A 13,232-nucleotide genomic window follows, 5' to 3' on the forward strand; every position below is an offset into this window, starting at 1 on the left:
GTGCTGAACGTGCAGGGCCACGACCTCGTCCTGCCGCAGGCGGCCGGCAGCGTGGCGCGGGCGAGCTTCGCCGATCTCTGCGCCCAGGCCTATGGCGCGTCTGACTATATCGCCCTGGCGCAGCGCTTCCACACGCTGGTGCTCGATGACATCCCGATCCTCGACTACGACCGGCGCAATGAGGCCAAGCGCTTCATCATCCTCATCGACACGCTCTACGAGCATCATGTGAAGCTCGTCGCCTCGGCAGCGGCCGAGCCGCATGAGCTCTACCAGGCGAAGCAGGGGCGCGAGGCCTTCGAATTCGACCGCACGGTCTCGCGCCTGATCGAGATGCGCTCGGAGGAGTATCTGGCGATGCCGCATGGCCGGCCCGACTCGGCGGCGAGCGGCAACACCACCGGCCTGGTCGAGACTTGACGATGGCGCAGCGCGAGCCGAGCGAGACCCGCATCCTCACGGTCGCCGGCGAGCATCTGCGCAAGTTCGGGCTGAAGCGCTTCACCGTCGTCGCCGTGGCGGAAGAGGCGGGCATGACCCATGCCAATGTCTACCGCTACTTCCCGTCCAAGGGCGCGCTGATCGACGCCGTCGTCGATGTCTGGCTGAAGGCGACCGAGCGGCGGCTCGCCGATGTCGCGGACGGGCCCGATCCGGCCGACGACAAGCTCGAGCGCCTGATCCTGGCGCTGGCCAAGGCCAATCGCGATCTCCTGACCGAGGAGCCGCATCTCTTCGCGGCCTTGTCGCTGGCGGTGGCGAAGCGGCATGCGATCAGCCGGCGCAACCGCACCCGCGTGCGGGCGCTGTTCGAGCGTGTGGTCGACGAGGGCATGGCCACCGGCGTGTTCGAGCCGCGCGACCGCGACAGGGCGATCGCCTTCGTCATCGACGCCACCAACCGCTTCATCCATCCGGCCTCGCTGGCGCTGGAGGCGGACGTGCCGCAGGCCTCGGTCGATACCCGGCTCTCGACCCTGATCCGGGTGATCCTGCGGGTGCTCGGCAGCGGGATCGTGTGAATAATCTGGTGACCAATTACAATATCTGTAAATTGTAATTGCCGGATTTCGTTCCTGATGGAACCGAGTGCGAGCGAAGGATTTCACTAAGTCCTTGAAAAATCAGGACCGGCCTCGCGCGATGTCGCGCGAGGGGCTCCCGTGCCCGAGAAAAGCCGCTTTTGCGGCGAGGGTTGCGGCAAAAGGCCGGTTTGGGCCAAAGGAACGCACGGTTTGGCTGGCTTCCATCGGAGGCCGGCCTGTCGCAGCGCCAAGGCATTTTGAAGGTCGAAGCCGGCAGCAGCCGGATCGATGGTAGCGCCAGGAACAAAAGGACTAGGCAATGGCCCGTAAGAAGATCGCCCTCATCGGCTCCGGCCAGATCGGCGGCACGCTCGCCCACCTCGCCGGCCTCAAGGAACTGGGCGACGTCGTCCTGTTCGACATCGCCGAGGGCATTCCGCAGGGCAAGGGCCTGGATATCGCCGAGTCCTCGCCGGTCGACGGTTTCGACGCCGGCTACAAGGGCACGAACTCCTACGAGGACATCAAGGGCGCGGACGTGATCATCGTCACCGCCGGCGTGCCGCGCAAGCCCGGCATGAGCCGCGACGACCTGATCGGCATCAACCTCAAGGTGATGAAGGCGGTCGGCGAGGGCATCAAGCAGTACGCCCCCAAGGCGTTCGTGATCTGCATTACCAACCCGCTCGACGCGATGGTCTGGGCGCTCCAGAAGTTCTCGGGCCTGAAGCCCAACATGATCTGCGGCATGGCCGGCGTGCTCGACTCCGCCCGCTTCCGCTATTTCCTCGCCGAAGAGTTCAACGTCTCGGTCAAGGACGTCTCGGCCTTCGTGCTCGGCGGCCATGGCGACGACATGGTGCCGCTGGTCCGCTACTCGGGCGTCGCCGGCATCCCGCTGCCGGACCTCGTCAAGATGAAGTGGACCACGCAGGAGAAGCTGGACGCCATCGTCGAGCGCACCCGCAAGGGCGGCGGCGAGATCGTCAACCTGCTCAAGACCGGCTCGGCCTTCTATGCCCCGGCTGCCTCGGCGATCGCGATGGCCGAGAGCTATCTCAAGGACCAGAAGCGCGTGCTGCCGGCGGCGGCTGCGCTCAAGGGCCAGTACGGCGTCAAGGACATGTTCGTCGGCGTTCCCGTCGTGATCGGCGCCAAGGGCGTCGAGCGCGTCGTCAAGATCCGCCTCAACGGCGCCGAGAAGGAGATGCTGGCGAAGTCGGTGGCTTCGGTCCAGGGCCTGATCGACGCCTGCAAGACCGTCGATCCGTCACTCGCGTGATCTAGAGCGGGGGCGGCGGCGCGGAGACGCGCGGCCGCCCTTTCGTCAATTTTTGTCGCTGCCAGGGAAACCGAGCACATGAACATCCACGAATACCAGGGCAAAGCCATCCTCAAGGAATTCGGCGCGCCCGTTTCGGCCGGTTTCCCGGCACTGACGGTGGCTGAGGCGGTCGAGGCCGCCAAGAAGCTGCCGGGGCCGCTTTACGTCGTGAAGTCGCAGATCCACGCCGGCGGGCGCGGCAAGGGCAAGTTCAAGGAGCTCGGCCCCGACGCGAAGGGCGGCGTTCGCCTGGCCAAGTCGGTCGCAGAGGTCGAGGCCCACGCCAAGGAGATGCTCGGCAACACGCTGGTCACGATCCAGACCGGCGAGACCGGCAAGCAGGTCAACCGCCTCTATATCGAGGACGGCTCGGACATCGAGAAGGAGTTCTACCTCTCGGCGCTGGTCGACCGCGAGACCTCGCGCATCGCCTTCGTCATCTCGACCGAGGGCGGCATGGACATCGAGGCCGTCGCCCATGACACGCCCGAGAAGATCGAGACCTTCTCGGTCGATCCGGCGACCGGCATCATGCCGCATCACGGCCGCGCCATGGCGCGCATCCTCGGCCTCACCGGCGATCTCGCCAAGCAGGCCGGCACGGTGCTCGGCCAGATCTACAGCGCGTTCGTGGCCAAGGACATGGACATGCTCGAGATCAACCCGCTGATCGTGACCACCCAGGGCCAGCTCAAGTGCCTGGACGCCAAGGTCTCGTTCGACTCGAACTCGCTCTACCGTCACCCCGACGTGGTTGCGCTGCGCGACACCACGGAAGAGGACGAGAAGGAGATCGAGGCGTCCAAGTACGACCTCGCCTATATCGCGCTCGACGGCACGATCGGCTGCATGGTCAACGGCGCCGGCCTGGCCATGGCGACGCTCGACATCATCCAGCTCTATGGTGAAAGCCCGGCGAATTTCCTCGACGTCGGCGGCGGCGCCAGCGAAGAGAAGGTGACGGCGGCGTTCAAGATCATCACCGCCGACCCGAAGGTGAAGGGCATCCTCGTCAACATCTTCGGCGGCATCATGAAGTGCGACGTCATCGCCCGCGGCGTGATTGCGGCGGTGAAGGCGGTCGGCCTCAAGGTTCCGCTGGTCGTGCGCCTCGAAGGCACGAATGTCGAGGAAGGCAAGCAGATCATCCGCGACTCCGGCCTCAACGTCATTCCCGCCGATGACCTCGACGACGCCGCGCAGAAGATCGTCGCCGCGGTCAAGAAGGCCTGAGGAGCAGACATGTCCATCCTGATCGACAAGAACACCAAGGTCATCTGCCAGGGCTTCACCGGCAAGAACGGCACCTTCCACTCCGAGCAGGCGATCGCCTATGGCACGCAGATGGTCGGCGGCACCTCGCCGGGGAAGGGCGGCTCGCTCCATCTCGGCCTGCCGGTCTTCGACAGCGTGCACGAGGCCAAGGCCAAGACCGGCGCCGACGCTTCGGTCGTCTACGTGCCGCCTCCGGGCGCCGCCGACGCGATCTGCGAGGCGATCGACGCCGAGATCCCGCTGATCATCTGCATCACCGAGGGCATCCCGGTGCTCGACATGGTGCGCGTCAAGCGTTCGCTCTCCGGCTCGAAGTCGCGCCTGATTGGCCCGAACTGCCCCGGCGTCGTCACCGCCGGCCAGTCGAAGATCGGCATCATGCCGGCCAACATCTTCAAGCCGGGTTCGGTCGGCATCGTCTCGCGCTCGGGCACGCTGACCTATGAAGCGGTGTTCCAGACCACCCGCGAGGGCCTCGGCCAGACCACGGCCGTCGGCATCGGCGGCGACCCGGTCAAGGGCACGGAGTTCATCGACATGCTCGAGATGTTCCTGGCCGACGACAAGACCGAGTCGATCGTCATGATCGGCGAGATCGGCGGCTCTGCCGAAGAGGACGCGGCGCAGTTCATCAAGGACGAAGCCAAGCGCGGCCGCAAGAAGCCGATGGTCGGTTTCATCGCCGGCCGCACGGCTCCTCCCGGCCGCCGCATGGGCCATGCCGGCGCGATCATCTCGGGCGGCAAGGGCGGCGCCGAGGACAAGATCGCCGCGATGGAAGCCGCCGGCATCCGGGTCTCGCCCTCGCCGGCGCGCCTTGGAAAGACCTTGGTCGAAGTGTTGAAGGGCTGAGGTCCTAACGCCTCTCCGGGGCGCGTCATGGTCGGACTTGACCCGACCATCTCGTCCCGGAAGAGGCGACGGCAAAACGGCAAGATGCTCAGGGCGCAAGCCCGAGCATGACGGCAAGTTGAAAGGATGTCCGGGCAGGGGTTCGGACATGGCTTAAGCGGCGAAGGAAGGCAGGAGCATCATGGCTCGCCAGGACATCAACGAGGCTCTCGCGCAGACCGGTTTCCTCTATGGCGGCAACGCTGCCTATATCGAGGATCTCTATGCCCGCTACGAGGCCGATCCCAAGTCGGTCGACGAGCAGTGGCAGAGCTTCTTCGGCGCGCTGAAGGACGACAAGCAAGCTGTCCTGCAGAACGCCAAGGGCGCGTCCTGGAAGAAGCCGAACTGGCCGATCGCCGCCAGCGGCGAGCTGGTCTCGGCGCTGGACGGCAACTGGGCCGTCGTCGAGAAGGTGATCTCCGACAAGCTCGGCGCCAAGGCCAAGGCCGCCGGCACCGCGCTCTCCGCCGCCGACGTGCAGCAGGCGACCCGCGATTCCGTGCGCGCGATCATGCTGATCCGCGCCTACCGGATGCGCGGCCATCTCCATGCCAATCTCGACCCGCTCGGCATCGAGAGCAGCACCGACCATGAGGAGCTGTCGCCAGCCGCCTTCGGCTTCACCGAGGCCGATCTCGACCGCAAGATCTTCATCGACAACGTGCTCGGCATGGAGTTCGCCACCATCCGCGAGATGGTCGCGGTGCTGCAGCGGACCTATTGCGGCACGGTCGGCATCGAGTTCATGCATATCTCCGACCCCGAGCAGAAGGCCTGGCTGCAGGAGCGCATCGAGGGGCCGGACAAGGAGATCGCCTTCACCAAGGAAGGCAAGAAGGCGATCCTGAACAAGCTCGTCGAGGCCGAAGGCTTCGAGAAGTTCCTCGACCTCAAGTTCACCGGCACCAAGCGCTTCGGCCTGGATGGCGGCGAGGCGCTGGTCCCGGCGCTGGAGCAGATCATCAAGCGCGGCGGCGCGCTCGGCGTGCGCGACATCGTCTTCGGCATGGCCCATCGCGGCCGCCTCAACGTGCTGACCCAGGTGCTGGGCAAGCCGCATCGCGCGCTGTTCCACGAGTTCAAGGGCGGCTCCTTCGCGCCCGACGACGTCGAGGGCTCGGGCGACGTGAAGTACCATCTCGGTGCGTCCGCCGATCGCGAGTTCGACGGCAACAACGTCCACGTCTCGCTGACCGCCAACCCGTCGCATCTCGAGATCGTCGATCCCGTCGTGCTCGGCAAGGTGCGCGCCAAGCAGGACCAGTTCGGCGACATCGTCGAGCGCTCCAAGGTTCTGCCGTTGCTGATCCATGGCGACGCGGCCTTCGCCGGCCAGGGCGTCGTGGCGGAATGCCTCGGCCTCTCCGGCCTGAAGGGCCACCGCACCGGCGGCTCGCTGCATTTCATCATCAACAACCAGATCGGCTTCACCACCTATCCGCGCTATTCGCGCTCCTCGCCCTACCCGTCCGACGTGGCGAAGATGGTCGAGGCTCCGGTGTTCCATGTGAACGGCGACGATCCGGAGGCGGTGGTCTTCGCCGCCAAGGTCGCGATCGAGTTCCGGCAGAAGTTCCACAAGCCGGTCGTGATCGACATGTTCTGCTATCGCCGCTTCGGCCATAACGAGGGCGACGAGCCGGGCTTCACCCAGCCGCTGATGTACCGCAAGATTCGCGGCCACAAGTCGACGCTGGAGCTGTACGGCGCCAAGCTCGCGGCGGAAGGCGTCATCAGTGCCGACGAGCTCGACGCGATGCGCGCCGCCTGGAAGGCGAAGCTGGAGGTCGAGTTCGACGCTGGCCAGGCCTTCAAGCCGAACAAGGCCGACTGGCTCGACGGCCGCTGGGCCGGCATGAAGGCGATCCGCGCCGACGAGGACGATCCGCGCCGCGGCGCCACCGGCGTGCCGGCGGAGACGCTGAAGGAGATCACCGAGAAGATCACCGCCGTTCCGGCCGGCTTCAACGTCCACAAGACGATCCAGCGCTTCCTCGACAATCGCAAGAAGGCGGTCGAGAGCGGCGAGGGCATCGACTGGGCGACGGCCGAATCGCTGGCCTTCGGCTCGCTGCTGCTCGACGGCAACCCGGTCCGTCTCTCGGGCCAGGATTGCGAGCGCGGCACCTTCTCGCAGCGCCATTCGGTGCTGATCGACCAGGAAACCGAGGCCCGCCACACCTCGCTGAACCATATCCGCGAGGACCAGGCCCGCTACGAGGTCATCAACTCGATGCTCTCGGAAGAGGCCGTGCTCGGCTTCGAATACGGCTACACCCTGTCGGAGCCGAACGCGCTGACGATGTGGGAGGCGCAGTTCGGCGACTTCGCCAACGGCGCGCAGGTCGTGTTCGACCAGTTCATCTCGTCGGGCGAGCGCAAGTGGCTGCGCATGTCCGGCCTCGTCTGCCTGCTGCCGCACGGCTATGAGGGCCAGGGGCCGGAGCACTCCTCCGCCCGCCTCGAGCGCTTCCTGCAGATGTGCGCGGAGGACAACATGCAGGTGGCGAACTGCTCGACGCCGGCGAGCTATTTCCACATCCTGCGCCGCCAGCTCAAGCGCGACTTCCGCAAGCCGCTGATCCTGATGACGCCGAAGTCGCTGCTGCGCCACAAGCGCTGCATCTCCGACCTCGCGGACCTCGCCGAGGGCTCGACCTTCCACCGCGTGCTGGCCGACGATGCCGAGCGCGGCAAGTCGACCACCAAGCTGGTCAAGGACTCGAAGATCCGCCGCGTCGTGCTCTGCTCGGGCAAGGTCTATTTCGACCTGCTGGAGGAGCGCGAGAAGCGCGGCGTCGACGATGTCTACCTGATGCGCGTCGAGCAGCTCTATCCGTTCCCGCTGAAGACGCTGGCGCAGGAGCTGGCGCGCTTCAAGGGCGCCGACGTGGTCTGGTGCCAGGAGGAGCCGAAGAACATGGGCTCCTGGACCTTCGTCGAGCCCTATCTGGAATGGGTGCTGGGCCATGCCGGCTCGAAGTCGAAGCGTCCGCGCTATGTCGGCCGCCCGGCCTCTGCCGCGACCGCGACCGGCCTGATGTCCAAGCATCTCGCCCAGCTCAACGCCTTCCTCGACGAGGCCTTCGCGGCCTGACATCCTTCTCCGGCGGCGCCTTGAGCGCGCTGCCGGATTTCATTGCTGCATCGGCGCCCTAGCCGGTGCCGAACCTGCCGCCAGAGAACGAGACAACAGAGGCCTGACATGGCGACCGAAATCCGCGTACCCACCCTCGGCGAATCCGTTTCCGAGGCCACCATCGGCAAGTGGTTCAAGAAGCCAGGCGAGGCGGTGAAGGCCGACGAGCCCCTGGTCGAGCTCGAGACCGACAAGGTGACGCTGGAAGTCAACGCGCCGGCCGCCGGCGTGCTCGGCGAGATCGTCGCCAAGGAAGGCGACACGGTCGGTGTCAGCGCGCTGCTCGGCACGATCAGCGAAGGCGGCGCCGCTGCCGCTGCGGCCCCTGCTGCCAAGGCCGAGGCCAAGCCTGCTGCCGCTGCGGCTCCTGCCACTGAGGCTCCCAAGGCTGCCGCGACCAAGGCCGCCGATTCCGGCCCGGCCGTCTCGCGCCTCGCCGCCGAGAGCGGCGTCGACCCGTCCAAGGTCGCTGCTTCCGGCAAGGATGGCCGGGTGACCAAGGGCGACATGCTCGCCGCGATCGCGACCGGCGGGGCTGCAGCTCCGGCTGCCGCGCCTGCGCCGATCGCCGTCCGCGCCCCCTCGGCGCCGGATGACGGCGCCCGCGAAGAGCGCGTCAAGATGACCAAGCTGCGCCAGACCATCGCGCGCCGCCTCAAGGAAGCCCAGTCCAACGCGGCGATGCTGACGACCTTCAACGAGGTCGACATGTCCGGCGTGATGGCGCTGCGCAACCAGTACAAGGACGTGTTCGAGAAGAAGCACGGCGTGAAGCTGGGCTTCATGGGCTTCTTCGTGAAGGCTTGCGTGCAGGCGCTGAAGGAGATCCCGGCGGTCAATGCCGAGATCGACGGCACCGACATCATCTACAAGAACTACTACCATATCGGCGTCGCGGTCGGCACCGAGAAGGGCCTGGTGGTTCCGGTCGTGCGCGATGCGGACGAGCTCTCCATTGCCGGCGTCGAGAAGAAGATCGGCGAGTTCGGCCGCAAGGCCCGCGACGGCAAGCTCTCGATCGAGGAGATGCAGGGCGGCACCTTCACCATCTCGAACGGTGGCGTCTACGGCTCGCTGATGTCGACCCCGATCCTGAACGCGCCGCAATCGGCGATCCTGGGCATGCACAAGATCCAGGAGCGTCCGGTCGTCGTGAACGGCAAGATCGAGATCCGCCCGATGATGTATCTCGCGGTCAGCTACGATCACCGCATCATCGACGGCAAGGAAGCCGTGACCTTCCTCGTCCGCATCAAGGAAGGCCTGGAGGATCCGGCGCGCCTCGTGCTCGATCTCTGAGATGCGAAGCGGCGGCCGGGAGACCGGCCGCCGGCTCTGCATCCCGCGGTCCGGTAGCTGGCGTCGGCGTTCGAAGAACACCACTGTTTTCTGACGGCAACGATGGGGGCTGACATGGCTACGATCGCAGCGACGACGGAAATCACGGTGCTGGGCTGGAGCGTGGCGCTCCTGCTCCTGCAGATCGTGCTCCAGGCCGCCTCTTCGGCCGATCTCGGGCCGAAATACCTGTTCAGCCCGCGCGACGAGGGGCGCGAAAGCAGCAGCATCCTGTCGCGGCGCCTGAAGCGGGCGCTCGGCAACCTGCTCGAAAGCTATCCCGCCTTCGTCGCGCTGGCGCTGGCCTTGACGATCACAGGCAAAGCCGGCGGCATCGCCGCCACCGGCGCCTGGCTCTACCTGGCGGCGCGCGTCGTCTATGTCCTGCTCTATGCGGCCGGCATTCCGGTCCTCCGGACCTTCGTCTGGCTCGCCTCGATCGTCGGCCTGGTGATGATGCTGATCCGGCTGATGAGCTGACGCGCTTCGCCTCGACCTTCCTAACGCATGGCTGGGGCTGCCATGCGTTCCTTTTGGGCCTTATGGGGCGTTCACCGCGCCGCTGGCCAAAGCCTGAGCCCGCCCGAATTCACCTGATCCTGCCAAGAGAGAGACCATGTCCTACGATCTCGTCGTCATCGGAACCGGCCCCGGCGGCTATGTCTGCGCCATCCGCGCCGCCCAGCTCGGCCTCAAGGTCGCGGTGGTCGAGAAGCGCAAGACCCATGGCGGCACCTGCCTGAATGTCGGCTGCATCCCCTCCAAGGCGCTGCTGCATGCGTCGGAGATGTTCGAGGAAGCTGGCCACACCTTCGAGAAGCTCGGCATCGTCGTCGGCAAGCCCAAGCTCGATCTCAAGGCGATGATGGCCCACAAGCAGGAGACGATCGATGCCAACGTCACCGGTGTCGGCTTCCTGCTGAAGAAGAACAAGATCGACGCCTTCCACGGAACGGCCTCGATCCCGTCCGCCGGCAAGGTCGTCGTCACCTCCGAAGACGGCAAGGCGCAGGAGATCGAGACCAGGAACATCGTCATCGCGACGGGTTCGGAATCGGCGCCGCTGCCGGGCGTGACCATCGACGAGAAGACGGTGGTGACCTCGACCGGCGCGCTCGAGATCGGCTCCGTGCCGAAGGAGCTCGTCGTGGTCGGCGCCGGCGTGATCGGCCTCGAGATCGGCTCGGTCTGGGCCCGCCTCGGCGCCAAGGTCACCGTCGTCGAGTTCCTCGACCGCATCCTGCCCGGCATGGACGGCGAGGTCGCCAAGCAGTTCCAGCGCATCCTGGAGAAGCAGGGCTTCACCTTCCAGTTGGGATCCAAGGTCACGAAGGTCGAGACCGGAAAGAAGGGCGGCGCGACCGTCACCGTCGAGCCCGCGGCCGGCGGCACGGCGACCACGCTCAATGCCGATATCGTCCTGGTCGCGATCGGCCGTCGTCCGAACACGGATGGCCTCGGCCTCGACAAGGCCGGCGTCGCCACCGAGCGCGGCCGCGTCGTCATCGACGACCATTTCAAGACCAATGTCGCCGGCATCTACGCCATCGGCGACGTGGTGCGCGGGCCGATGCTGGCGCACAAGGCCGAGGACGAGGGCGTCGCGGTTGCCGAGATCATCGCCGGCAAGGCCGGCCATGTGAACTACGACGCCATTCCCGGTATCGTCTACACCGCGCCGGAAGTCGCCGCGATCGGCAAGACCGAGGAAGAGCTGAAGGCGGCCGGCGTCGCCTACAAGATCGGCAAGTTCCCGTTCACGGCCAATGGCCGCGCCCGCGCCATCCGCCATACCGAGGGCTTCGTGAAGGTGCTGGCGGATGCGGAGACCGACCGCGTGCTCGGCTGCCACATCATCGGCCCGCATGCCGGCGACCTGATCGCCGAGGTGACCGTGCTGATGGAGTTCGGCGGTTCCTCGGAAGACCTCGCCCGCACCTGCCACGCGCATCCGACGCTGGCCGAGGCGGTGAAGGAAGCCGCGATGGCGGTGGAGAAGCGCCAGATCCATATGTGATCAGATTTCCGGGCCGCGCCTTTGGCGCGGCCCGGCTGCAAGAACGAAAAAGGAGCCGCAGGACTGCAGCTCCTTTTTTGTTTGAGTGCTAACTGACGAAGAGCCCGGGCCGCTCGCGGCGGCCTCGTCGGCTGCTGACTTCACTCCCGCCGCGCGTGAAACGCCGTCAGCGTGTTCTTGAGCAGGCAGGCGATGGTCATCGGGCCGACGCCGCCGGGGACCGGGGTGATCGCGCCCGCGACCTTCACGGCCTCCGCGAAATCGACGTCGCCGGTCAGCTTGCCGTCGGGCAGGCGGTTGATGCCGACATCGATCACGGTCGCGCCGGGCTTGATCCAGTCGCCCTTGACCATGCGGGGCCGGCCGACCGCGGCGATGACGATATCGGCGCGCTTGACCACGGCGGGCAGGTCACGCGTGCGCGAATGGGCGATGGTGACGGTGCAATCGGCCTGGAGCAGGAGCTGGGCGACCGGGCGACCGACCAGCTCGGAGCGGCCGATCACCACGGCGTCGAGGCCCGACAGGGAGGGCAGGGCCTGCTTCAGCAGGAGCATCGAGCCGAGCGGCGTGCAGGGCACGAGCCCGTTCTTGCCGCCGGCGAGCAGGCCGGCATTGATCGGGTGCAGGCCGTCGACATCCTTGGCCGGATCGATCGCGTCGATGATGCGGCCGGTGTCGATATGCTTCGGCAGCGGGAGCTGAACGAGGATGCCATCGACAGCGTCGTCGGCATTGAGTTCGGCGAGCTTGGCGAGGAGTTGCGCTTCGGTCGTGTCGGCCGGCAACCGGTGGGCGACCGAGTTCATGCCCACCTCGACGGCGAGCTTCTCCTTGGAGGCGACATAGACCTTGCTCGCCGGATCCTCACCGACGAGGACGACATGGAGGCCGGGCACGATGCCGCGCGCCGCCTTGATCGCCGCGACCTCGCGGCCGATCTCGGCCCGGAGCGCAGCGGCCGTGGCCTTGCCGTCGATGATGCGGGCTTCGCCGGTCATGGGTCCGACCTCGTATTGGCTGATGACGCCGCCCTCATGCGCGATCCCGCTCGCATGAACAAGCCCGAATGCGCGGCTTTTCCGGCTGCGACGTCATCGGCGGGGGAGGAGGGACCGGCGCGGCTTGCGAGTGGGCCATCCGCCCGGTATCTCCGAACCCGACCGTGATAGGCAGGAGAGGCGAGACAACGTGACGACCGGTTTCGCGCGCCTGCCCGATGCGCCTGCCTTCCGCCTGACCGACCTGCGCGTCCCCGCCTGCCTGATCGATGGCATCGATATCCTGGCTGACCGCAATGGGTTGGCGCGTGTCGATCTCGCGATTGCGGATGGCCGTATTGCTGCGATCGAGCCCGCCGGAGCGGCCGTTGGGGCCGGGCCGGCTTTTAACCTCGACGGCGGCATCGCCTTGCCGCGCCTCGTCGATGTGCATGTCCATCTCGACAAGGGCCATATCTGGCCGCGCAGCCCTAATCCGGACGGCACCTTCCCTGGCGCGCTGAATACGGTCGGGGCGGATCGCGAGGCGAACTGGTCGGCGCAGGATGTGCAGGCGCGGATGGATTTCTCACTGCGGACCGCCTTCGCACACGGCACCGCGGCGATGCGGACGCATCTCGATTCGCTGGCGAAGCAGATCGGGATCTCCTGGCCGGTCTATGCGGAATTGCGGGCGGAGTGGGCCGGGCGGATCGCGCTGCAGGCCTCGCCGCTTTTCGGGGCCGATGCCGCGCTGGACCCTGTCCATATGCAGGCGATCATCGCCGCGGTGAAGGCGCATGGCGATGGCCTGCTCGGCTGCGTCACCTACATGATCCCGGAGCTCGACCGGGCGCTCGATATCCTGTTCCGGGCAGCGATCGAGAACGGCTTCGATCTCGATTTCCATGTCGACGAGACCAATGATCCGGCGGCGCGCTCGCTGGAGCACATTGCCGATGCCGCCCTGCGCCATCGTTTCACGGGCAAAATCCTCTGCGGGCATTGCTGCTCCCTGGCGCTTCAGGCGCCCGAGGACGAGGCGCGGATCATCGCCAAGGTTCGCGAGGCCGGCATCGCCGTGGTCTCACTGCCGCTCTGCAACATGTATCTCCAGGATCGGCGGCCAGGCCGTACGCCGCGCTGGCGCGGCGTCACGGCGCTGCATGAATTGAAGGCTGCCGGCGTGCCGGTGATGATCGCCTCCGACAACACGCGCGACCCGTTCTATGCCTATGGC

Annotated in this window: 11 protein-coding genes; 10 read left to right on the top strand and 1 reads right to left on the bottom strand. The window is 66.6% G+C overall.

From position 1 onward, the window contains the following. The 9 genes from zapE to lpdA form a co-directional block, all read left to right on the top strand. The coding region (gene zapE, locus JHD80_RS24480; RefSeq protein WP_199092723.1) for an AFG1/ZapE family ATPase at positions 1–420 on the top strand (420 nt) is incomplete at its 5' end. Positions 421–422: 2 nt separating this feature from the next. Then, entirely contained in the window at positions 423–1,022 is a 600-nt protein-coding gene (locus JHD80_RS24485) for a TetR/AcrR family transcriptional regulator (RefSeq protein ID WP_199092726.1), read from the top strand. Between the two features lie 322 nt (positions 1,023–1,344). After that, a complete protein-coding gene (gene mdh, locus JHD80_RS24490; RefSeq protein ID WP_199092728.1) occupies positions 1,345–2,307 on the top strand; it encodes a malate dehydrogenase in 963 nt (320 codons plus the stop codon). 78 nt (positions 2,308–2,385) lie between these two features. After that, the gene (gene sucC, locus JHD80_RS24495; RefSeq protein WP_199092730.1) at positions 2,386–3,582 is read left to right on the top strand and encodes an ADP-forming succinate--CoA ligase subunit beta; all 1,197 of its coding nucleotides are present in this window, start codon (positions 2,386–2,388) and stop codon (positions 3,580–3,582) included. A 9-nt stretch (positions 3,583–3,591) separates the two neighbouring features. Continuing rightward, positions 3,592–4,476 (top strand): succinate--CoA ligase subunit alpha, encoded by an 885-nt coding sequence (sucD, locus tag JHD80_RS24500; protein WP_199092732.1) that lies wholly within the window; start codon positions 3,592–3,594, stop codon positions 4,474–4,476. 181 nt (positions 4,477–4,657) lie between these two features. Continuing rightward, positions 4,658–7,615, top strand: a complete 2,958-nt coding sequence (locus tag JHD80_RS24505; protein ID WP_199092734.1) for a 2-oxoglutarate dehydrogenase E1 component — start codon at positions 4,658–4,660, stop codon at positions 7,613–7,615. Between the two features lie 108 nt (positions 7,616–7,723). Continuing rightward, positions 7,724–8,956 carry a 2-oxoglutarate dehydrogenase complex dihydrolipoyllysine-residue succinyltransferase gene (gene odhB, locus JHD80_RS24510; protein ID WP_199092736.1) on the top strand — a complete coding sequence of 411 codons (1,233 nt, stop codon included), beginning with the start codon at positions 7,724–7,726 and terminating at the stop codon, positions 8,954–8,956. A 114-nt stretch (positions 8,957–9,070) separates the two neighbouring features. Next, the gene (locus JHD80_RS24515; protein ID WP_199092738.1) at positions 9,071–9,475 is read left to right on the top strand and encodes an MAPEG family protein; all 405 of its coding nucleotides are present in this window, start codon (positions 9,071–9,073) and stop codon (positions 9,473–9,475) included. 136 nt (positions 9,476–9,611) lie between these two features. Next, complete coding sequence (gene lpdA, locus JHD80_RS24520; RefSeq protein ID WP_199092740.1) at positions 9,612–11,012, top strand: dihydrolipoyl dehydrogenase; 1,401 nt, start codon at positions 9,612–9,614, stop codon at positions 11,010–11,012. A 140-nt stretch (positions 11,013–11,152) separates the two neighbouring features. On the opposite strand, the gene folD is transcribed toward lpdA, so the two are convergent. Further along, positions 11,153–12,013, bottom strand: coding sequence for a bifunctional methylenetetrahydrofolate dehydrogenase/methenyltetrahydrofolate cyclohydrolase FolD (gene folD / locus JHD80_RS24525; RefSeq protein WP_199092742.1), 861 nt, complete (start codon positions 12,011–12,013; stop codon positions 11,153–11,155). 190 nt (positions 12,014–12,203) lie between these two features. On the opposite strand from folD, the gene JHD80_RS24530 reads away from it, so the two are divergent. Beyond that, positions 12,204–13,232: cytosine deaminase (locus JHD80_RS24530; protein WP_199092745.1), on the top strand; the 1,029-nt coding region annotated here is incomplete at its 3' end.

It is taken from the genome of Allobosea sp. ASV33 (assembly GCF_016428755.1).
GTDB lineage: Bacteria > Pseudomonadota > Alphaproteobacteria > Rhizobiales > Beijerinckiaceae > Allobosea.

Coding starts and splice junctions, on each gene's coding strand:
- JHD80_RS24485 (WP_199092726.1), top strand. CDS start 423: ATGGCGCAGCGCGAGCCGAGCGAGACCCGCATCCTCACGGTCGCCGGC.
- mdh (WP_199092728.1), top strand. CDS start 1,345: ATGGCCCGTAAGAAGATCGCCCTCATCGGCTCCGGCCAGATCGGCGGC.
- sucC (WP_199092730.1), top strand. CDS start 2,386: ATGAACATCCACGAATACCAGGGCAAAGCCATCCTCAAGGAATTCGGC.
- sucD (WP_199092732.1), top strand. CDS start 3,592: ATGTCCATCCTGATCGACAAGAACACCAAGGTCATCTGCCAGGGCTTC.
- JHD80_RS24505 (WP_199092734.1), top strand. CDS start 4,658: ATGGCTCGCCAGGACATCAACGAGGCTCTCGCGCAGACCGGTTTCCTC.
- odhB (WP_199092736.1), top strand. CDS start 7,724: ATGGCGACCGAAATCCGCGTACCCACCCTCGGCGAATCCGTTTCCGAG.
- JHD80_RS24515 (WP_199092738.1), top strand. CDS start 9,071: ATGGCTACGATCGCAGCGACGACGGAAATCACGGTGCTGGGCTGGAGC.
- lpdA (WP_199092740.1), top strand. CDS start 9,612: ATGTCCTACGATCTCGTCGTCATCGGAACCGGCCCCGGCGGCTATGTC.
- folD (WP_199092742.1), bottom strand. CDS start 12,013: ATGACCGGCGAAGCCCGCATCATCGACGGCAAGGCCACGGCCGCTGCG.